The organism is Vibrio sp. 10N.247.310.24, from assembly GCF_041467175.1.
GTDB classification, from domain to species: domain Bacteria; phylum Pseudomonadota; class Gammaproteobacteria; order Enterobacterales; family Vibrionaceae; genus Vibrio; species Vibrio tasmaniensis_A.
Genome location: NZ_JBFSUD010000078.1, coordinates 1 through 20,596 on the forward strand (window position 1 = coordinate 1; position 20,596 = coordinate 20,596).

Annotated in this window: 16 protein-coding genes and 2 pseudogenes; 8 read left to right on the forward strand and 10 right to left on the reverse strand. The window is 42.8% G+C overall.

Annotation, left to right across the window (positions count from 1 at the left end; all coding sequences use genetic code 11):
* Window positions 1-91: 91 nt before the first annotated feature.
* On the reverse strand, window positions 92-832 hold the full coding sequence (locus tag AB6E08_RS18740; protein ID WP_029225624.1) for a YciK family oxidoreductase: 741 nt from the start codon (window positions 830-832) through the stop codon (window positions 92-94).
* A gap of 143 nt (window positions 833-975) precedes the next feature.
* Here AB6E08_RS18740 and sohB point away from each other — a divergent pair, with 143 nt between their 5' ends.
* A complete protein-coding gene (gene sohB / locus AB6E08_RS18745; protein ID WP_009849001.1) occupies window positions 976-2,037 on the forward strand; it encodes a protease SohB in 1,062 nt (353 codons plus the stop codon).
* Between the two features lie 185 nt (window positions 2,038-2,222).
* On the opposite strand, the gene AB6E08_RS18750 is transcribed toward sohB, so the two are convergent.
* The 3 genes from AB6E08_RS18750 to AB6E08_RS18760 all read right to left on the reverse strand — a co-directional run bounded on the left by AB6E08_RS18750 (window position 2,223) and on the right by AB6E08_RS18760 (window position 7,104).
* The gene (locus AB6E08_RS18750) at window positions 2,223-3,785 is read right to left on the reverse strand and encodes a SpoVR family protein (RefSeq protein WP_017102060.1); all 1,563 of its coding nucleotides are present in this window, start codon (window positions 3,783-3,785) and stop codon (window positions 2,223-2,225) included.
* Window positions 3,786-3,796: 11 nt separating this feature from the next.
* Window positions 3,797-5,068 carry a YeaH/YhbH family protein gene (locus AB6E08_RS18755; RefSeq protein ID WP_372067046.1) on the reverse strand — a complete coding sequence of 424 codons (1,272 nt, stop codon included), beginning with the start codon at window positions 5,066-5,068 and terminating at the stop codon, window positions 3,797-3,799.
* Between the two features lie 101 nt (window positions 5,069-5,169).
* Complete coding sequence (locus tag AB6E08_RS18760; protein ID WP_004736581.1) at window positions 5,170-7,104, reverse strand: PrkA family serine protein kinase; 1,935 nt, start codon at window positions 7,102-7,104, stop codon at window positions 5,170-5,172.
* Window positions 7,105-7,458: 354 nt separating this feature from the next.
* Here AB6E08_RS18760 and AB6E08_RS18765 point away from each other — a divergent pair, with 354 nt between their 5' ends.
* Window positions 7,459-8,214 carry a MipA/OmpV family protein gene (locus tag AB6E08_RS18765; RefSeq protein ID WP_372031956.1) on the forward strand — a complete coding sequence of 252 codons (756 nt, stop codon included), beginning with the start codon at window positions 7,459-7,461 and terminating at the stop codon, window positions 8,212-8,214.
* A gap of 72 nt (window positions 8,215-8,286) precedes the next feature.
* On the opposite strand, the pseudogene AB6E08_RS18770 reads toward AB6E08_RS18765, so the two are convergent.
* A pseudogene (locus AB6E08_RS18770) lies at window positions 8,287-8,518 on the reverse strand (transposase); the annotation flags it as partial.
* Between the two features lie 254 nt (window positions 8,519-8,772).
* On the opposite strand from AB6E08_RS18770, the gene AB6E08_RS18775 reads away from it, so the two are divergent.
* Window positions 8,773-9,273 carry a CPBP family intramembrane glutamic endopeptidase gene (locus AB6E08_RS18775; RefSeq protein ID WP_017102807.1) on the forward strand — a complete coding sequence of 167 codons (501 nt, stop codon included), beginning with the start codon at window positions 8,773-8,775 and terminating at the stop codon, window positions 9,271-9,273.
* Between the two features lie 82 nt (window positions 9,274-9,355).
* A pseudogene (locus tag AB6E08_RS18780) lies at window positions 9,356-9,466 on the forward strand (MipA/OmpV family protein); the annotation flags it as partial.
* Window positions 9,467-9,575: 109 nt separating this feature from the next.
* Here AB6E08_RS18780 and AB6E08_RS18785 read toward each other — a convergent pair.
* The 5 genes from AB6E08_RS18785 to AB6E08_RS18805 all read right to left on the reverse strand — a co-directional run bounded on the left by AB6E08_RS18785 (window position 9,576) and on the right by AB6E08_RS18805 (window position 16,530).
* A complete protein-coding gene (locus AB6E08_RS18785) occupies window positions 9,576-10,076 on the reverse strand; it encodes a YfbU family protein (RefSeq protein ID WP_009846313.1) in 501 nt (166 codons plus the stop codon).
* Window positions 10,077-10,297: 221 nt separating this feature from the next.
* Entirely contained in the window at window positions 10,298-11,038 is a 741-nt protein-coding gene (pflA, locus tag AB6E08_RS18790; RefSeq protein WP_009846312.1) for a pyruvate formate lyase 1-activating protein, read from the reverse strand.
* Between the two features lie 163 nt (window positions 11,039-11,201).
* Entirely contained in the window at window positions 11,202-12,203 is a 1,002-nt protein-coding gene (locus tag AB6E08_RS18795) for a lipid A deacylase LpxR family protein (RefSeq protein ID WP_017102806.1), read from the reverse strand.
* Between the two features lie 201 nt (window positions 12,204-12,404).
* A complete protein-coding gene (pflB, locus tag AB6E08_RS18800) occupies window positions 12,405-14,681 on the reverse strand; it encodes a formate C-acetyltransferase (RefSeq protein WP_017102065.1) in 2,277 nt (758 codons plus the stop codon).
* Between the two features lie 307 nt (window positions 14,682-14,988).
* Window positions 14,989-16,530 carry a DUF3360 family protein gene (locus tag AB6E08_RS18805; RefSeq protein ID WP_009846317.1) on the reverse strand — a complete coding sequence of 514 codons (1,542 nt, stop codon included), beginning with the start codon at window positions 16,528-16,530 and terminating at the stop codon, window positions 14,989-14,991.
* A 789-nt stretch (window positions 16,531-17,319) separates the two neighbouring features.
* Here AB6E08_RS18805 and AB6E08_RS18810 point away from each other — a divergent pair.
* The 4 genes from AB6E08_RS18810 to AB6E08_RS18825 all read left to right on the forward strand — a co-directional run bounded on the left by AB6E08_RS18810 (window position 17,320) and on the right by AB6E08_RS18825 (window position 20,497).
* Window positions 17,320-18,090, forward strand: a complete 771-nt coding sequence (locus AB6E08_RS18810) for an ABC transporter ATP-binding protein (protein WP_004736532.1) — start codon at window positions 17,320-17,322, stop codon at window positions 18,088-18,090.
* A gap of 136 nt (window positions 18,091-18,226) precedes the next feature.
* The gene (locus AB6E08_RS18815) at window positions 18,227-18,997 is read left to right on the forward strand and encodes an ABC transporter substrate-binding protein (protein WP_009846319.1); all 771 of its coding nucleotides are present in this window, start codon (window positions 18,227-18,229) and stop codon (window positions 18,995-18,997) included.
* Window positions 18,998-19,076: 79 nt separating this feature from the next.
* The gene (locus AB6E08_RS18820) at window positions 19,077-19,817 is read left to right on the forward strand and encodes an ABC transporter permease (protein WP_012603591.1); all 741 of its coding nucleotides are present in this window, start codon (window positions 19,077-19,079) and stop codon (window positions 19,815-19,817) included.
* Between the two features lie 2 nt (window positions 19,818-19,819).
* Entirely contained in the window at window positions 19,820-20,497 is a 678-nt protein-coding gene (locus AB6E08_RS18825; protein ID WP_017097697.1) for an ABC transporter permease, read from the forward strand.
* Window positions 20,498-20,596: the final 99 nt, after the last annotated feature.

Below are 20,596 nucleotides of genomic sequence, written 5' to 3' on the forward strand. Positions count from 1 at the left end.
TAGTAAGACTCGCTACACTGTGCGATCTAAACACCTTAAATGATAGGTGTTGGCTATTAAAGCGACTTTTTGTTATTGCTCATAATATCAGCTACTTAGGTTGAGCATCGATACATTGGCCATTAATGTCTGTCACACTTGGGTTCATTAAGTGTAGATACAGCGGGATGATGTCTAGTGGCGTTTTTAACTTGTTCGCATCTTCACCTGGGTACGCTTTTGCACGCATGCGTGTTTGAGTACCGCCTGGGTTAATCGCATTAACACGAATATCGGTACCTTCAAGCTCATCGGCTAAGATCTGCATCATGCCTTCTGTAGCAAACTTTGAAATCGCGTAAGTGCCCCAGAACGCGCGGCCAGAGTGACCAACCGTTGAAGAGGTAAAGACAATACGACCCGCTTCCGCTTTCTTAATGACAGGCAGTAACGCTTGAGTCATTAGAAATTCAGCTTTAACGTTGATTTGCATGACGCCATCAAACGTTTCTTCATCGATTTGATCGAATGGACTTAACGTGCCAAGCACACCTGCGTTATGCAGTAGACCATCTAAACGACCGAACTGTGATTCAATGGTTTCAGCCATGTCGATGTAGTTCTGTTTTGTCGCGCCTTTTAAATCCAATGGGATAATCGCAGGCTGTGGGTAACCAGCGCTTTCGATTTCATCGTAAATCAATTCAAGGTTTTTGACATTGCGTCCTAACAGAATAACAGTTGCACCATGTTGAGCGAAACTTAGCGCGGCTTGGCGACCAATGCCAGCACCGGCACCTGTAACCAAAATTACTTTATCTTTGAGGGCATCTGTAGAGATTGGGTAATCCACTGTGCTTATCCTTCTTTCTTTTATTATGTTCGTCATTCCATTGATGTTTAATCACACAGATAACCGCAGGAATGATGAGAAATTCTTGGTAATCGTGACAAGATGGTTACAATACACTAATTCATACAATAGGGGATATGACATTGGAATTTTTGTTGGACTACGGCTTGTTTTTAGCCAAGATTGCGACCGTTGTAATCGCCATCATTGCAATTTTAGTGATAGCTAAATCTGTGGGTGGAAAATCAAGCGCAATTAAAGGTGAGCTGGAAATCACGAACCTATCTGAGCATCACAAACAAACGATTGAACAACTAGAGCACCATTTGCATGATGATGCTTTCATCAAAGCACGTGATAAAGCAGAAAAGAAAGCGGAAAAAGAAAAAGTAAAATCACGTGGCAAAGAAGTGAAGAAAGCAGCGAAAGAGGGTGAGCTTGATAGCAAGCGTGAACCACACCTATTCGTTCTTGATTTTAATGGCAGCATTGATGCGAAAGAAGTGGCTTCATTACGTGAAGAGGTAACGGCGGTTCTGGCTGTTGCTCGTGAAGGTGATGAAGTATTGCTTAAGCTTGAGTCTGGCGGTGGTATGGTTCACGGCTATGGTCTGGCGTCTTCTCAACTTGACCGTATCAAAGCGGCAGGTCTGCCTCTGACTATCTCGGTAGATAAAGTCGCAGCAAGTGGCGGTTACATGATGGCATGTATCGCAGACAAAATCGTATCTGCACCGTTTGCTATTGTTGGTTCTATTGGTGTTATCGCTCAACTGCCAAACTTCAACAAACTGCTTAAAAAGCACGACATTGAATTCGAACAGCTAACGGCAGGTGAGTACAAACGCACGCTTACTATGTTTGGTGAGAACAGTGATAAAGCACGCGAGAAGTTTAAAGAAGAGCTAGAGGAAACTCATGGTTTGTTTAAAGATTTCATCCGTGACCACCGACCTGCGCTAGATCTTGAAAAAGTAGCAACGGGTGAGCACTGGTTTGGTACACAAGCGCATGAACTTGGGCTGGTGGATGAGATTAGCACTTCTGATGATTTAGTCGTAGCGGCATGTAAGGACAAAACAGTTCTAGCGATTCACTACGTACAGAAGAAAAAGCTGTCAGACAAACTAGCGGGCGTGGCAGGTAAATCTGCAGACAGCGTGCTGATGAAGCTGATTGAACGTGGTCAAAAGCCGATTGTTTAAGCTTATTGAGTTCTAGTTCTAGGTTTAGTGCCTTACGTTCATTTGCAGACGTTTGAGCCTTAAAAAGAAAGCGCATAAGTCATAAGACTTATGCGCTTTTTTATTGCTCCACTTCCGAGCGGGTGACCACTATGTTGTAGGGGGAGCGGAGTTTTATACCAAGCACTGACTTACTGTGATTGATATTAAATCTTGGCTCCATAATCATTACGTTTTGGACAAGTCGTCAGAATCTCTCTATGACCCGTATCTTTGAGCTCTTCCAAAATTACATCAAAGCCCCATAAGCGATAGAGATGTTTCATCACTTCGTCGTAGCCTTTATCAAGCGGTATACGGCCGTGAGGCACATACTGCAGTGTCATCGAGCGATCACCACGAACATCGACGTTAAACACCTGAATATTCGGCTCAAGGTTACTTAGGTTGTATTGCGCCGCAAGCTTTTCACGAATCAAGCGATAGCCTGGGTCATCGTGAATAGCACTTATCTCAATGGTGTTTTTGCGGTCGTCGTCGAGCACAGAAAATAGTTTAAAGTCTCGAATGATCTTTGGTGAAAGGTATTGGCTGATAAAGCTTTCATCTTTGAAATTGTGCATGGCAAAGTGCACCGCCTCTAACCAATCACTTCCGGCTAATTCAGGGAACCATTCTTTGTCTTCATCGGTGGGTTCTTCACAGATACGTCGAATGTCTCTAAACATCGCAAAGCCAAGCGCATAAGGGTTTATTCCGCTGAAATAAGGGCTATTGTAGGCGGGTTGAGCAACCACACTGGTGTGACTGTGTAGAAACTCTAAGATGAACTTATCACTCACCAAGCCTTCGTCGTAAAGGTGGTTAAGAATGGTGTAATGCCAGAAGGTTGCCCAGCCCTCATTCATTACTTGAGTTTGTTTCTGAGGATAGAAGTATTGGCTTACCTTGCGAACAATACGAACACACTCACGTTGCCAAGGTTCAAGCAGTGGGGCGTTCTTCTCAATAAAGTACAGAATGTTTTCTTGAGGCTCACTAGGGAAACGTATCTTGGTCTCTTCTTCCTTACTTTTGTTCTGAGGAACCGTTCTCCAAAGTTCGTTCACTTGAGATTGCAGATACGCTTCACGTTCTTCTTGTCTTGCGGTTTCTTCTGCAATGGAAATCTTTTCTGGGCGTTTGTATCTGTCTACGCCGTAGTTCATGAGAGCATGACAAGAATCGAGAAGTTTCTCGACTTCAGCTACACCGTATTTTTCTTCGCAATCGGTAATGTATTTTTTCGCGAATAATAGATAGTCGATAATCGAGCTTGCATCAGTCCAGGTTTGGAACAGGTAATTACCCTTAAAGAACGAGTTATGGCCGTAACAGGCATGCGCCATTACCAACGCTTGCATCGTGACCGTGTTCTCTTCCATTAAGTAAGCGATACACGGATCTGAGTTGATCACGATTTCGTACGCTAAGCCCATTTGGCCGTGTTTGTAGTTTTGCTCTGTCTGGATGAACTTCTTACCAAAAGACCAGTGGTTGTAATTGATGGGCATACCAATGCTGGAGTAAGCATCCATCATCTGCTCAGAGGTAATCACTTCAATCTGGTTCGGGTAAGTGTCTAAACGGTAATGCTGCGCCACACGCTTAATTTCTACGTGATATTGTTCCAAGAGGTTGAACGTCCAATCTGGACCATCAGGCAGCATCTTGTCGTTTTTCTTCTGTGCAGATTTGTCTTTCTCTGCAACGTTTGATTTCGCTGTCATGGCAAACTCCCTTACGCAGTCTCTTTCTGGAACAGTTCTCTAAACACAGGAAAAATATCATCCACCGTTTTAATGTTCTTCATGGCGAAGTTATCGAAGCTAGCTTCTAGCTTCTCGTACTCGTGCCAAAGCGTTTGGTGTGAACGGCGCGTAATCTCGATGTAAGAATAATATTGGCAAGTCGGCAATAGCGTATTGACCAGCAATTCTTTACAGCGAGGCGAGTCATCAGCCCAGTTATCTCCATCAGAAGCTTGTGCTGCGTAGATATTCCACTCATTAGCAGGATAACGATCTGCGACAATTTCTTTCATTAGTTTCAGTGCACTAGAAACGATCGTGCCGCCAGTTTCTTGTGAATAGAAGAACTCATGTTCGTCAACTTCTTTAGCCTGAGTATGGTGACGAATAAACACAACATCGACGTTTTCATATGTGCGATTGAGGAATAAGTAAAGCAGTACGTAGAAGCGTTTTGCGATGTCCTTGGTAGCTTGATCCATTGAGCCAGATACATCCATTAGACAGAACATAACGGCTTGGCTAGATAGAATAGGGCGCTTCTCGTAGTTTTTAAAACGCAGGTCGAAGGTGTCAATGAACGGCACGCTTTCAATTTTTTTACGTAACTCAGCAATCTCTTCTTTCAAGCGACTCTCTTCGAAAGGTTGTGCTGGTTCTGTCATTTTTACTTGGTCAAGTTGCTCCATCAGTATGTTGAGCTCGCGCTTTTTACCTGCTGTCATCGCGGTTCTACGAGCCAGAGATTGTTGCAGTGAACGAACGATAGCGATGTTAGACGGAATCCCCGCGCTTTGGTAACCAGAACGGTGTGTTTTCCATTCAGTGATTTTGTTGACCTGATTTTTCTCTAGATTAGGCAGAGCTAAATCTTCAAAGAGAATATCAAGATATTCATCTTTTGAAATTTGGAAGGTAAATTCATCTTGGCCTTCGCCATCAGGGCTTGCGTCACCCTGGCCTGAGCCACCACCTTGACCGCCACCTTTAGGACGTTCAATTTTATCGCCCGTGATGAACTGGTCATTACCTGGGTGAACGCGTTCTCTTACGCCGCCTTGACCTTGGTGAAAGCTTGGCTCTTTGATGTCTTTATGAGGAATAGTGACGTCTTCACCGGTTTCAGTATTGGTGATTGAGCGTCGGTTGACTGCATCGGCCACAGATTCTTTGATTTGCTCTTTATGGCGTCGTAAGAAACGCTGTCTATTCACAGCACTCTTATTCTTGCCATTGAGCCTCCGATCGATAAATTGTGCCATAAGAACTCCCTCTCAGCTGATGTTGCGATCCTACTTTCTATAGGTTGTAAGAGTTATTGGTTTGTATGAGCTGCTCAGTTGAGCAGCTCAATACAGTTTGGTTATGAGGATTTACGAACTCTTAGGTACCACTCAGATAGCAGTCTCACTTGTTTCTCGGTGTAGCCTTTTTCCATCATACGAGCAACGAAGTCGTCGTGTTTTTTCTGATCATCCGTTGAGGTCTTAGCATTGAACGAAATAACAGGAAGTAGCTCTTCTGTGTTAGAGAACATTTTCTTCTCAATTACAGTGCGCAGTTTCTCGTAGCTCGTCCAAACTGGGTTTTGACCGTTATTGTTGGCTTTGGCACGAAGCACGAAGTTCACAATCTCATTTCGGAAGTCTTTAGGGTTACTGATCCCTGCTGTTTTCTCGATTTTCTCTAGTTCACCATTCAGAGAAGCACGGTCAAATAGCTGTCCTGTTTCTGGATCGCGGTACTCTTGGTCTTGAATCCAGAAGTCCGCGTAGGTGACATAGCGGTCGAAGATATTCTGTCCGTACTCAGAGTAAGACTCTAGGTAAGCGGTTTGAATTTCTTTACCAATGAATTCTACGTAACGCGGTACTAGGTATCCTTTCAAGAACTCAAGATACTTCTCAGCGGTCTCTTGAGGGAACTGCTCACGTTCAATTTGCTGTTCAATCACGTAGAACAAGTGAACCGGGTTTGCCGCCACTTCGGCTTGGTCGAAGTTAAATACACGAGACAGGATCTTAAAGGCGAAACGCGTTGATAGCCCAGACATGCCTTCGTCAACGCCGGCATAATCTCGGTACTCTTGGTAGCTCTTCGCTTTTGGATCGGTGTCTTTTAGAGTTTCACCATCGTAAACACGCATTTTTGAGAACAGAGAAGAGTTTTCAGGCTCTTTCAGTCTCGATAGGATGCTGAATTGCGATAGCAGATCGAGTGTGCTTGGTGAACAAGGGGCTTTGGATAGCTCACTGTGCTCAAGCAGTTTTTGGTAGATCTTAACTTCTTCAGAGACGCGCAGACAGTAAGGGACTTTTACAATGTACACACGGTCGAGAAAGGCTTCGTTGTTTTTGTTGTTACGGAAGGTCTGCCACTCGGATTCGTTTGAGTGAGCCAGAATCATACCGTCAAACGGCAGTGCAGAAAGTCCTTCAGTACCGTTGAAGTTACCTTCTTGCGTTGCCGTTAGAAGTGGGTGCAAGACTTTGATTGGCGCCTTGAACATCTCCACGAATTCCATCACACCTTGGTTGGCTTTACACAGCGCACCAGAGTAACTGTAGGCATCAGGGTCATCTTGAGAGAAGTGTTCAAGTTTACGAATATCGACTTTACCAACCAGAGACGAAATATCTTGGTTGTTTTCATCACCAGGCTCTGTCTTCGCGATCGCAACTTGGTCGAGAATCGAAGGGCGTAGTTTGATGACTTTAAATCTAGAGATATCACCACCGAAATCATGGAGGCGTTTCGCTGCCCAAGGTGACATGATAGAGCGTATGTAACGTTTCTCTATTCCGTACTCTTGTTTCAAAAGGTCGCCATCTTCGTTTACGTCGAATAGACAGAAGGGGTGATCATTCACAGGGCTTCGTTCACCATCTGCAGACAGCACATAGATTGGTAGCTTTTGCATCAGTGCTTTGAGTTTTTCAGCAAGGGATGATTTACCACCGCCCACAGGGCCAAGCAGGTAAAGGATTTGCTTCCGTTCTTCTAAGCCTTGTGCAGCGTGTTTTAGGTAAGAAACAATCTGTTCAATCGCATCTTCCATGCCGTAGAAATCTTTAAATTCGCTGTAGCGTGAGATGACACGGTTCGAGAAAATACGACTTAGATGGGGGTCTTGAGCGGTGTCTATAACCTCCGGTTCGCCGATGGCGAGTAATAAGCGCTCGGCAGCGTTAGCGTAAGCACTTTTATCGTCTTTACACAGCCCTAAGAACTCTTGCAATGTGAGCTCTTCTTCCTTGGCTGCTTCATAACGTGATTGATAGTGGTCAAAAATACTCATAGTCACATTCCCCTTGTTAACCAGTCAAAACTGATGAGCGATTGAAAAATAGGCTCTCCCTACATTTTAAGGTTAGACCCGCTTGCACAATTTTGCTTAACAATTATGTATTTATTTACAATTTTGCGTGTGAAAAACCTAGCGAGCGCAATAGGCAACTTGAGGCGTGTAGAATCCAATTATTTTACATTCGAGGGGATCTAGCCGTTTGTTTTGTGATTTTAGGTCGCTTAATAATACTCACACTGAATTTATGTGTATTAGATGTATAACTGAGCTCTATTGATCTTCTGGAATGAAGTACCATATAATGCGCGGCGTTATCAAAAATTGCTCAATAAATAGGTAGATGTAGTGAAGAATTATGGGTTAAAAATAGTGGCTATCAGTGTTGCGTTACTGGCTTCGACAGCAACACATGCAAAAATCTCACAGTGGTCACTAGGCGTTGCCGCTTCTTATTCTCCTGCTGTCTATAAAGATACACCGTCAAACCGTGCTGTGATCCCTATGATTGGTTATGAAGGTGAGCACTTTTTCATGCGTGGATTCAGTGCGGGTTATCGCTTACTTCCTGCGGGCTCACCACAGAATATCGTGTTTCGAGCGGTTTATGATTCGAGGACATTAAAGCCGGGTGATTCTGATAACGTTGATATTCAAAAGTTAGATGAGCGTAAAGCGTCGGTGTTGGGAGGTGTAAGCTATCAAGTGATTACATTGGTCGGTATGTTTGAAGCGACAGCGGGCTCAGACTTAGGGTTTAGGCACAATGGCATCTATGCAGAAGCGGCATGGCGCCTACCAATTCGTCGTAATGGCTGGGCGATTACACCATCTATTGGTTACTCGTATAACAGTAAGCGTTTGAATAATCACCTGTACGGAGTGAGTTCATCGGAAGCGGCGAGAACCAATTTAGATGAATTTGACGCTGACTGGGATGGCCAATACTTTATCGGTTTAGGTGGTTATCTGCATGTGACGCCAAATGTTCGAGTAACCGGCGGTGTGCGATATACCAACCTTGAAGGTGATATTGAGAACAGCCCAATACTTGAAAGCGGTATTAATATGGCAGCGAATGTTGGCGTAGCATACGTCTTCTAGGTGCTGTTGTTTTTCTCGTTATAGACGAAAAGAAAAAAGGGTTACTCATGATGAGTAACCCTTTTTATTGGTTCACAGCGGCTTTCCGGAGAAAGCCACTTTTATCTTCAAGAAGAAGTAGACTGTATCTCGATACCCCCAATTTCAGATAATAAGTGCTACATTCACTTGATTAGCTTTATCTTGTTGTTTACCCATATTCCAATGTGCAAGTATTTAACGGGGAACTTGCCGATGCGATAATGCCGTGAAGATAAGGACTCAGTTTTTGAACGAACTCTTTCAATGGCTTAATTCCACTCTCTTATACCTGTTCATATAACACCTCCCAGAGCCCCTTCTTTTCGATGAAACCTATTTGATCTAGATGTCAACAACATTCGAAATCTTATTTTACATATAAGTCGTGTGTATATGCCTTGCGTGTCACGTTTTGTACGGAAATAATATGATTAATTATTATCAATAAAAATTGATAGCTATTTTATTTATGCTGAGGGATATGGGTTAAATAGCTTTAATGAGTATTAAATATGGAGATTTAACTTGGTTTTCAGGATGAATTGTTTAATTTACGATGCGTTAGAATTAAATAGTAAACAGTTTTTTATTCGCGTTTACGGTTTAGCATGGTTATGGGCATTGATCTTTGTTTTTTTAGATTATTTCCTTCTAAATGGCTTTGGTAATATTCTTCTGGATACGAGTGATGATGAAATTTTTTCTGCATTGTTTTTTATATTAATTGATGCACCATTTACTGAAACTCTAATATTTCAATGTTTTATACAAACGATTCTTCGTCATGCACAAGGAAGCCCAACATTCTCAATTTTAGGTTCAGCTACTATATTTTCTTTGTGTCACCTAGGTAATTCTACGATAAACGCAATTATAGTGTTGGCAACTGGACTTGCTCTAGCTTTAACATATGAATATGTACGGATGAGATATGGCAATATTTATGCTTGCCTTTCTGTCTTTATTTCTCATATGTTATGGAATGTAATTTCAGCGGTGGTTATGCCATTACTGTTTATTATCTTTGACTTAAAATAAAACAAGTTCTACATGCCCGAATTCAACTGCGAAGTGCGACACTCTCCAATATCAAGCAGCCAATGCCATTTCTTTAAAGACCATCGCTGGTGGTGTTCGTTATACCAACCTTGAAGGTGATATTGAAAATAGCCCAATACTTGAAAGTGGCATTAACATGGCCGCAAACGTCGGTGTCGCTTATGTATTTTAGGAGCTTTGGCTTATTGCTTCATATATGAATATTAAAAAAGGGTTACTCATGATGAGTAACCCTTTTTTTGAAATTTTATAAGCCTAGTTAAAGCTAATCTTCTAATGCACTAAGCACTAAATATTTGAGATAGCTCTGTCGCACATAGGTGGTACTGACGAGGGCAGTTACGCCACGTTGTTAGCATGCGACGGTACTTTTCTAACATTGGCATTTGACTATTGAAGTGGTGATCTGCTTTGTCAAATTGAGGGTAAAGTCCTTCAGAGTCAACAAGGAAACGCACGTAATGTACGATTTGTGCTTCAGAAGCGATATCGAAACCTAGGAATTGTAGACGACGTTGATCGACTTCCGCACGCTCTTGATCTGCAAGCATTTTATTCGACTCTTGCATCGCATGGTACATCTCCATAATGTCGATAATTTCGCGACATTCTGCTTCAGTTAAACAACCAAATTCTTTGTTAAGCTCACGCATTTGGAGTTCGTAACCACGTTCTACAATCGTTTGTAGACGCTGGTATTTAGCTGAGTTCTCAGGATCCATTTGAGACATTAGGTAGTATTGATTTGATAGAATTAGACGCTGAGCATTGGTCATTTCCATGGGAGGAACCTCACTAAAAAACTAAATGTTATATTATTTTGTTGCAGTAAGAGTAACAGCATTCCTAAGAGTGGAAACATGATCTCAACACGGATTTAATATGATTTTTTGAATTGATAAACAAAAGTTGTAAAGAAAAGTGAAAGGATTGTTTTAACCAAAAAAGAAAACGCCCCAATCGAAATTGAGGCGTTTGAAATCACTATTAACGTAAGTCTAAATTAGTATTTTACGTTTGAATGGTATTGACTGAGGATAGCAACAATCTCGTCCATTTTTTCTTTGCTTGGCGGATTTGTACCTTCAAGAGGGTAGTCGTGACCCAATGCTTCCCACTTATGAGCACCTAGCTTGTGGTATGGAAGCAGTTCTACTTTTTCGATGTTATCCATGTCCTTAATGAATTCACCCAGAAGATGCGCATCTTCTGGCGTATCTGTGTAGCCAGGAACAATCACATAACGAATCCACGTCTTCTTACCTATTTTGTGTAGGTAGCGTGCAAAATCCAGAGTACGTCGGTTGGATACACCAATGAAATCGTGGTGAATTTCATCTCGCATATGTTTAAGATCCAGCATTACCAGATCAGAGGCTTCTAGTACTTCATCGACCACTTCAGTGTGTTTACGAATATAGCCATTAGTATCAAGACAAGTGTGGATGCCTTCAGCTTGAGCCGCGCGGAAAAAATCACGAACAAACTCAGGTTGTAGCATCGCTTCGCCACCTGAACAGGTGATACCACCGCCAGAGGCTTTCATGAAATGACGGTATGATTTTGCTTCGTTAATGATCTCTTCGACCGTTACTTCCTTTCCGTCATGAAGATCCCATGTATCGCGATTATGGCAGTACATACAACGCATTAAGCAGCCTTGAAGAAACACAATAAAGCGGATACCAGGGCCATCGACAGTACCACAAGATTCGAATGAGTGAATGCGACCAGTTGTAGACATGAGCTATTCTCGTATAGGAATTTATACCGTTTATTTTATTACAAAAACGGTACATAAAATAGGGTCAAATAGTAACTAGGTCTTTAAAAATAAAGGCAATCACCTGTGAAGATGATTGCCTTTATTTAACTTGAAAAGCAGGCGGTGAAAGCCTTTTCTATGGCTAGAAGAAAGCAAACATAGTGATGCCACCAGTACCGTACACTGACTTTGTTGCTTCTTGGTAATCGGGTGTTTTTGCGGTAAGTGCGAAAGAAGCACCAACGTATCGGTTATACCAAGCAACACCAAGTACGGCTGTCGCTTGAATGTTTTCTAAAGTCACATCGTAGATCGCAGGATCTTTGTCATTTTTCTTTGCATAATCATTAACACCGGAACGATCCTCTTCGACAGTCAGGTCATTAAATCGGTAACGCCCTTCAAGACCTGCGTAAGTAAACCAACCTGTATTTGAAGCACCTATCATGCCTGCTTTGAATGGGTTTTCTGTGCTGATGTTCGCTGCGCCAAAGTTGCCGCCCAAGTCAGTACCCCAACGGAACATAAATCCAGTAGAAATGTCGCTTCTAAAATTACCAACGTTGATCTCTGATACGTTAGATATCTCGAAGTCAGTATTCGCTAATGCTTGATTACGCATTAGGTTGAAATGACTTAAGTAACCAAGGCTACCTGCGTACTCATCATCAACTTGATACTTCCAACCCATAGGTTCGTCTGATTTAGTGATTGAGTGAACCAGTTTTTGAGCGTCTTCGGAAAGTGCTCGCTCGCCTGTAGTACCAAACGTGATGTTAAAACGCTGGGCTTGTTGTGGGTTCAAGCTGATGTAGTTGAATTCTGTATGTAGGTAACCTGCGTATGGACGATCATTGGCTGATGGTTTTTCTAATTCAATGTCAGAAGGCGTGTACATCTTGTGACCAATGGTGATTTCCCACTTATCTAAAGAGCTTGCGCCCCAATAGGAAAGGCTCAATGGTTTTACCCAAGCGTATGGCGTAATACTTGACGATGTGTAACCCAGAAATAAACCGTTGGTATAGTCTTGATCGACACCAAAGATACCATCGTTGTCTAACGCAAAAGTTAACGTAGAGCGTTCAGATGCCAGTGATGAACAAGAGAGGAGAATCAGTGGTAAATAACGAAGGTATTTCATGTAGCGGTTACTCTAAAATGATGAACAGAAATAGTACCGTAGTTTGAGTCGGTTTGTAGAAAAAAAGTGAATGCGAGTGTGCTTTTTGTGGCCAATCTAATCTTTCTAAGGGGAGGGGGCATTGATGAGATTTAGGGTAGATATAAAAAAGCCCCGCACATTGGCGAGGCTAATAGTTTTTACTGTCTATTGAGCGTGAGCTTATAGAGACTCAGTAAATGTACGTGCGATTACGTCAGCTTGCTGCTCTGTAGTCAGAGAGTTAAAGCGTACAGCGTAACCAGAAACACGAATCGTTAGCTGAGGGTATTTCTCAGGGTGCTTAACTGCGTCTTCTAGAGTTTCACGGTTAAGAACGTTCACGTTAAGGTGTTGACCACCTTCAATGCCAGCTTCGTGGTGGAAGTAACCATCCATTAGGCCTGCAAGGTTAGCACGTTGGCTATCTTCTTCTTTACCTAGTGCGTTTGGCACGATAGAGAAAGTGTAAGAGATACCATCTTGAGCATCAGCAAACGGTAGTTTACCTACAGACGTTAGTGAAGCTACAGCGCCTTTCTCATCACGACCGTGCATTGGGTTTGCACCAGGAGCGAAAGGAGCGCCAGCACGACGACCGTCTGGAGTGTTACCTGTTTTCTTACCGTATACCACGTTAGACGTGATAGTAAGAACTGACTGTGTAGGGATTGAATCACGGTAAGTCTTAAGCTTACGGATCTTGTTCATGAACGTAGAAACTAGTTCACAAGCGATATCATCTACACGAGAGTCGTTGTTACCGTATTTAGGGTAATCGCCTTCGATTTCGAAGTCAGTTGCAATGCCATCTTCGTCGCGGATTGGTTTAACAGTCGCGAATTTGATTGCAGACAGTGAGTCAGCAGCAACAGACAGACCAGCGATACCACAAGCCATAGTACGACGAACGTCACGGTCATGAAGAGCCATTAGAGACGCTTCGTAGCTGTACTTGTCGTGCATGAAGTGAATGCTGTTTAGAGCTGTCACGTATTGCTTAGCTAACCAATCCATGAATGTGTCTAGGCGATCCATTACGTCATCGTAGTTAAGTACTTCGTCAGTGATCTTGTCTCCAACTGGGCCAACTTGCATTTTAAGCTTCTCATCAACGCCGCCGTTGATTGCGTAAAGCATAGTTTTTGCAAGGTTAGCACGAGCGCCGAAGAACTGCATTTGCTTACCAACGATCATTGGTGATACACAACAAGCGATTGCGTAATCATCAGAACCAAGGTCAGGACGCATTAGGTCATCATTTTCGTACTGGATAGAAGAAGTATCGATAGATACCTTCGCACAGAAACGCTTGAAGCCGTCAGGTAGTTGCTCAGACCAAAGAACAGTGATGTTTGGCTCTGGAGAAGGACCCATAGTGTATAGAGAGTTAAGGAAACGGAAGTTCGAACGCGTTACTAGCGTACGACCATCAACACCCATACCACCCATAGACTCTGTAGCCCAGATTGGGTCGCCAGAGAATAGCTCATCGTACTCAGGAGTACGTAGGAAACGAACCATACGCAGCTTCATTACGAAGTGGTCGATCATCTCTTGTGCTTGGTCTTCTGTGATTTTGCCAGCAGCGATATCACGCTCGATGTAGATGTCTAGGAAAGTCGAAGTACGACCTAGAGACATTGCAGCACCGTTTTGAGATTTAACCGCAGCTAGGTAGCCGAAGTAAGTCCACTGAATAGCTTCTTGAGCAGTTTGAGCTGGCTCAGAGATATCGAAACCGTATTTCTCAGCCATTTGCTTGATTTGACCTAGAGCACGATGTTGCTCAGAGATCTCTTCACGCAATTGCATTGTAGCAGCAAGATCTTCGCCGTTCTCGAAACGCTCTTGTAGAGAAGCGAATTGAGCAGCTTTGTCTTTCATTAGGAAGTTGATACCGTAAAGTGCAACACGACGGTAGTCACCAATGATACGACCACGGCCGTAAGCATCAGGAAGACCAGTCAGAACACCAGACTTACGACATTTTAGGATATCAGGAGTGTAGATATCGAAAACGCCAGCATTGTGTGTTTTGCGGTATTCTGAGTAGATTTTTGAAACCATTGGGTCAAGAGTTTCACCGTATGCTTTACAAGAACCTTCAACCATACGTACACCACCGTTAGGGATGATTGCACGTTTTAGTGGCTTCTCAGTTTGTAGACCAACGATAGTCTCAAGATCTTTCTCAATGTAACCTGCATCGTGAGCAGTAATGGTAGAGATAACAGAAGTATCGAAATCTACAGGTGCTTTAGTTGCGTTTTCCTGTTTGATACCTTCCATTACCGAAGACCAAAGCTTGTTAGTTGCTTCAGTACCCTCAGAAACTAGGAAAGACTCGTCGCCTTCATATGGCGTGTAGTTCTTTTGAATGAAATCACGAACGTTTACTTCGCTTTGCCACTCACCTGCAGCAAAATCTTCCCAAGCTTTAGCAAATTGCTCTGCCATGACATACCTACCTTTTTAGTAGAAAAAATACGTACATTAACACTGTTGAGCCAGCGCCCCTCGTAAGGGTAGTACACTCTTATTAATAACAATATATATGAGCATATGAGCGTCATATGGTTATATATATTGTCACTACCTTTTATATGTTGTCTTTACTCTATGTATTCAAGACTACGCTAAAAAATTTCTGTAAACCTTAAACTAAATCAATAAATGCCAAAAAAAGTTGAAAAAATTTGAGTGGCAGGGGTTGCCACCCAAACTTTTTTTTAATCCCGATACTACTTTTGTGTAGTAATGAGCATTATAGCCAAGCTTTTAGGCCATATTGACTTTCTAGCATACCAACTGCAAGCATTGCTACTAAACAGATAACTAAAACGCCAACTGGGATTACAATCTTGTCTACAAATGATAGACGCTTCGCACGCTCTTTATCACCAATTAGACCGTTGTTATCAAGAAGCATAGTCAGAGCCCATGCTAATACAGGGTTAACAACCGCTGAACCGAAGATACAGATACCAGCTGCTTGAGAATCCTTTGAATCCTTAACCATTTGCATACCCGCTTCAAGTAGAGGTAGAGATACACCTACAAGTAGCGCAACACGCATCACTGGTGGCCATACTGCAACGTCCATTGGGAAACCAAGAATCGCAACAATAATACATAGAGAACCAAGCAAGATTGCGCCGCCAGGAATTGGACGTTTCGCGATTGCTGCTGGGATCATGTAAGTACCCCAAGAAGAAGTGATGTTACCACCACCAACCGCTGTACCCACCATTTGACGAACTGAACACATAGTCATAGTGTCATCAACGTCCATCAGAACTTTTTCAGACTTTTTAGGGTAGTTTAGTTCTTGGAAGATACGGTGACCTAGGAAGTCAGGTGACCACATCGCTACCGCTAGGATTGCAAATGGTAGAGAAGCGATGAAGTGTTCAACGTTTGGCAAGCCAAGCATCCAACCTTCAGAAGTCGAACCCCACCAGTAAACTGGGTTTAGGTTTGGGATACCCATTTCAGTTTCGAATACGATATCGAAACCAGCGCCCAATGCTAATGCAATAGCAAGGCCTGTGAATGCACAAACTGGGATAGCTAACCAACGCTTGTTCACTTTTGCTAAGAAAGCATAGATAGCAATAGTAATAGCAAGAACGATTAAACCAACGTAACCCATGCTACCCGCTTCAACAGTAGAAGATTGAAGACCAACCGCCCATGCTTGAATTGAGTTAATTTGGCTCATGGTGCCTGTTAGGCCTAAGAAAATGAGCAAGCCACCAGCGGTACCTTCCGAAGTCAGGTTAACCAGCTTGGAGCCGCCTTTTAGGAAACTTAGGATTAGACCGAAGACACCGATAAGGATAGCCAATGCAAGAGGGTGAGCACCAGCGAGAGCGATGGTACCAATAAGAGGAATCATTGGGCCGTGGTTACCGGCAAGGTTTGCTTTCGGGTTGAAGAAACCAGAAGCAAGGATACAGAACAGCAGTGCAGGAATCAGCATTTCTACACGAGCAACTTCAATCGCGAAGTCTTTACCTAGGTTTACGTGATCCCAAGCTTGAGTTAGGCCATCAGCCCAAGACATCATTACTGCAGAGTACATCGCGATGATACCGATGGTACCAGCAAGTGCAGGAACAAGATCTTCAAGTTCAAAACGGAAATCACGGCCTGGAAGGTTTAGGCCAAAACGACGAGGCTTCATGATTTGAAGTTCGTGATCTAAGTAATCTGAGCGGCTCTCAAATTCAGAAGCAGGGCGGTGTAGCTCTTTATAGCTTTTCTCTTCTACTTCAGAGTTCGCATTATTCACAACGTCTGACATAGATTCCTCATATTTTTATGTTAGTAATTCTAAAATTGAATTATAAAATTTCGCGTAATTGCGTTATTTCTTAGTTATAACTTATTAATATTATGTTGCACGGTTTTGATGTGCTTTATGCAGCTAAGTTAAAAGAAATGTTTGGCATTTTTAACGCCTTATTCTTTGCTGCTGAGTCTAACAAGCTTACCCTTTAGGGTGATTGATCTTGATCACTTTATGAGTTTATGTGAAAGAAAGCTACAAAACGAAGCGATTCATTAACGTACCGTTGATGAATTGTGTAATTAGTTTTCACAAATTGACGTTAGCTATCTTCTTCATGTCTTGCTCTACATAGCATCAGCCGGATACCTCTTACTTACTGAGTGGTTTCACTATTAGTAACTGGTCTCTTATGCCTATGAAGTTTTAACCACTCAACGACCTTCAAATAACGTTCTCGTATAGTGAGTTTGGTGTACTACTGCGGGTGTTAAATTTTGTTGGCAGCGCAGTTTTTAAGTTCACAAAATGTGTTTTTCTTGTGAGGCACCAAGCTACGAGAATCTCATTTTGATTAACTTTATTTAAACAATGTAAGAGTGGTAATTACGACTTATTGATAGAACTCATTCATTAAATTGAGGTGAAAACGCTACATTTTGCATAATAAGTCAGAGTGAATCGCTATTTATTCCAAATTATTAGGTTAATAATTTGTTGCATGTTATTCCGTGTGGTGCTAGTTTGTATCGCATGAAAAGGTCGGAGTACCTTGCATTTTCACAAACTTGGGAGAGAAAGCGCATGAAAGATGTACCGGCGCTGGACATAAAGGATTTACACAAAACGTTTGGTCAAAATGAAGTTTTAAAGGGAATTTCACTTTCTGCGCATAAAGGCGATGTAGTATCGATTATCGGATCTTCAGGGTCGGGTAAAAGTACTTTCCTTAGATGTATCAACCTTTTAGAGACACCTACTGCTGGCGAGATTTGGGTTAATGGTGAATTAATTCAAATGAAAAACAACCGCCAAGGTGTTTCTGTTCCTGCCAATGAAAAACAAGTACAGCGAATCCGTTCTCGCTTAGCAATGGTTTTTCAGGGTTTCAACCTGTGGTCTCATCTGACCGTTCTCGAAAATGTTATCGAAGCGCCTGTTCACGTCTTAGGTGTACCTAAAGCACAAGCGATTGAAAATGCTGAGCTGCTACTGAAGAAAGTAGGGCTATATGAACGCAAAGATTACTACCCGGGTCATTTATCTGGCGGACAACAACAGCGTGCTGCGATTGCAAGAGCGTTAGCGGTTGATCCTGAAGTAATGCTATTTGATGAACCAACATCGGCACTTGATCCTGAGTTAGTAGGGGAAGTACTTGGTGTAATGCGCGATCTAGCAGAAGAGGGAAGAACCATGCTTGTGGTAACACATGAAATGGCTTTTGCTCGTGACGTATCAAATCATGTGATGTTCTTACATCAAGGCTTGGTGGAAGAACAGGGCGATCCAGCTAAACTGTTTACTGAGCCTGAATCTGAGCGATTACAACAATTTATATCATCGATTTACTAATCAGAATTGAAATGCTGTTGCTAAGGTAAATGGCGACAGTGTTAACAATGAAACACAACAAGTAAGTTAATAAGTAACAACAAACACAATATTAAAATTAGCAAAACATGAAAACCTAAATCACAGGAGTAGGGATATGAAAAAGTGGTTATTAGTCGCGGCACTTGCTGCAACTGCTGCAACGGGCGTAGCTCAAGCAAAAGAATGGAAAACAGTACGTTTCGGTATTGAAGGTGCTTACCCTCCATTTAGCTGGACAGAAGCTGACGGTTCGCTGAAAGGCTTCGATGTCGATATGGCTAACGCGCTTTGTACTGAAATGCAGGTGAAGTGTAAGATCGTTGCACAAGATTGGGATGGTATTATTCCTTCTCTGCTTGCTCGTAAATATGATGCGATCATTGCGGCAATGTCTATCACGGAAGAGCGCAAGAAAAAGATTGATTTCACAGGTAAATACGCACTTATCCCAAACAAGTTCATCGCTAAAAAAGGTGCAGGCCTTAACTTTGATGATCTAAGTGGTCAAAAAATTGCCGTTCAACGTGCAACAACCCACGACAAGTACCTAACAGATAACTACGGCGACACAGTAGAAATCGTTCGTTACGGCTCATTCGACGAAGCCTACCTTGATCTAGCTAACGGTCGTGTTGCTGCTGTACTGGGTGATGCATCTGCTCTAGAAGAAGGCGTACTAAACAAAGCGGGTGGCGAAGACTACGAGTTTGTTGGTCCATCACTAACTGATCCTAAGTGGTTCGGTGAAGGTTTTGGTATTGCTCTACGTAAGCAAGACAAAGATCTGACTAAGCAATTAGATGCTGCAATCCTTTCACTACGTGAAAAAGGCATCTACCAAGATATCGCTGCTAAATACTTCAACTACGACGTATACGGTAAGTAATCTTTAGCGTCACTTCTTAAGGGAGAGGCTCACCTCTCCCTGTCTTACCAACTTTTTCGCAGTTCTGTTGGAATTCATTATGTTTGATTTACAAGGATATGAAGCGTCGATCCTGAAAGGGGCGGTGCTTACAATCGAAGTTGCCTTACTGTCGCTAATTTTAGCTATGGTTCTTGGTATGCTAGGTGCCTTAGCTAAACTCGCGCCTTATCGCTGGGCTCGTGCAATTGCAACCCTCTACACAACCGTTATTCGAGGTATACCCGATCTCGTATTGATGATGCTAATTTTCTTTGGTGGACAAATCCTTTTAAACAACAGTTTGTATTCCATCAATGAGTGGCTCAATGAGTGGTTCACATCAAGTGACCCTAACCACGAATGGACCGCTTACCTACCTGATTATATTGATGTCAGCCCATTCATTGCTGGCGTCTTAACCATTGGATTCATCTTCGGCGCGTACATGGCAGAAACCTTCCGTGGTGCGATAATGGCTGTCGACAGCGGTGAGATGGAAGCGGCAAAGGCCTATGGCATGGGCCCTGTCTTAGCATTCCGTCGTATTCTATTACCGCAAATGATTCGTCACGCATTGCCGGGGTTTGGTAATAACTGGTTGGTTTTACTAAAAACTACCGCGCTGGTTTCTATTATTGGCCTTGAAGACATGGTACGTGTTAGCGCTCTGGCGGCGGGTTCAACCAAAATGCCATTTACCTTCTATATGACGGTGGCAATCATCTTCTTATTCTTCACCAGTGTTTCGACGGGCTTACTTAAGTTGGTTGAACGTAAATTCAGTATCCACGCGAGGTAGTTATGGACTTTTCATTGATAATTGAAAGCCTGCCGATTTACCTTGGTGGTTTGTGGACAACGGCTTGGATGGTTTGTGTCGCTTTGATTGTTGGCTTATTCGTAGCCATACCATTAGCTATCGCTCGCAATAGTCCAAATATGCTGATTAACGCTCCGGCTTGGTCGTTCATTTATTTCTTCCGTGGTACGCCGTTATTGGTGCAGTTGTACCTGATTTACTACGGTATGGACCAATTCTTCCCAGTAAAAGATACACTATGGGAAAACGCGTGGTTCTGTGCTTTAGTTGCGTTTATTCTGAACACATCAGCATATACTGCAGAGATCATTCGTGGTGCTATTAATGGCTTACCGAAAGGTGAGGTTGAAGCCGCGAAAGCGTACGGCATGAGCACACCAAAGACTTACCGCCGCATCATTTTGCCAAGTGCTCTACGTCGTGCATTACCGGCTTACAGTAACGAAGTTATCTTTATGCTTCATGGTTCAGCGGTAGCAGGTATCGTAACCATTATGGATCTAACTGGTGCTGCACGTTTGGTCAACTCTCGTTACTACGCTCCATTCGAGTCTTTCCTAACTGCAGGTCTATTCTACATGGCGCTAACGTTTATCATCATTGCGATTTTCAAATTCGCAGAGAAGCGTTTCCTTGCTTACCTAAGACCGTTAAGTTAACTCTACGATACAGATTTTCTTAGATAAACGGCGCTCTTGTAGCGCTAATGCCGTTCACTTAAGAGTGAACGGCATTTTTGTTCTTAGCATACCGTTGTG

Excerpts from the sequence above, each read along its gene's own strand:
- AB6E08_RS18795 (WP_017102806.1), bottom strand. The coding sequence starts at position 12,203 with ATGAAATACCTTCGTTATTTACCACTGATTCTCCTCTCTTGTTCATCA.
- AB6E08_RS18775 (WP_017102807.1), top strand. The coding sequence starts at position 8,773 with ATGAATTGTTTAATTTACGATGCGTTAGAATTAAATAGTAAACAGTTT.
- AB6E08_RS18815 (WP_009846319.1), top strand. The coding sequence starts at position 18,227 with ATGAAAAAGTGGTTATTAGTCGCGGCACTTGCTGCAACTGCTGCAACG.
- AB6E08_RS18825 (WP_017097697.1), top strand. The coding sequence starts at position 19,820 with ATGGACTTTTCATTGATAATTGAAAGCCTGCCGATTTACCTTGGTGGT.
- AB6E08_RS18755 (WP_372067046.1), bottom strand. The coding sequence starts at position 5,068 with ATGGCACAATTTATCGATCGGAGGCTCAATGGCAAGAATAAGAGTGCT.
- AB6E08_RS18785 (WP_009846313.1), bottom strand. The coding sequence starts at position 10,076 with ATGGAAATGACCAATGCTCAGCGTCTAATTCTATCAAATCAATACTAC.
- AB6E08_RS18805 (WP_009846317.1), bottom strand. The coding sequence starts at position 16,530 with ATGTCAGACGTTGTGAATAATGCGAACTCTGAAGTAGAAGAGAAAAGC.
- pflB (WP_017102065.1), bottom strand. The coding sequence starts at position 14,681 with ATGGCAGAGCAATTTGCTAAAGCTTGGGAAGATTTTGCTGCAGGTGAG.
- AB6E08_RS18820 (WP_012603591.1), top strand. The coding sequence starts at position 19,077 with ATGTTTGATTTACAAGGATATGAAGCGTCGATCCTGAAAGGGGCGGTG.
- AB6E08_RS18810 (WP_004736532.1), top strand. The coding sequence starts at position 17,320 with ATGAAAGATGTACCGGCGCTGGACATAAAGGATTTACACAAAACGTTT.
- pflA (WP_009846312.1), bottom strand. The coding sequence starts at position 11,038 with ATGTCTACAACTGGTCGCATTCACTCATTCGAATCTTGTGGTACTGTC.
- AB6E08_RS18760 (WP_004736581.1), bottom strand. The coding sequence starts at position 7,104 with ATGAGTATTTTTGACCACTATCAATCACGTTATGAAGCAGCCAAGGAA.
- AB6E08_RS18750 (WP_017102060.1), bottom strand. The coding sequence starts at position 3,785 with ATGACAGCGAAATCAAACGTTGCAGAGAAAGACAAATCTGCACAGAAG.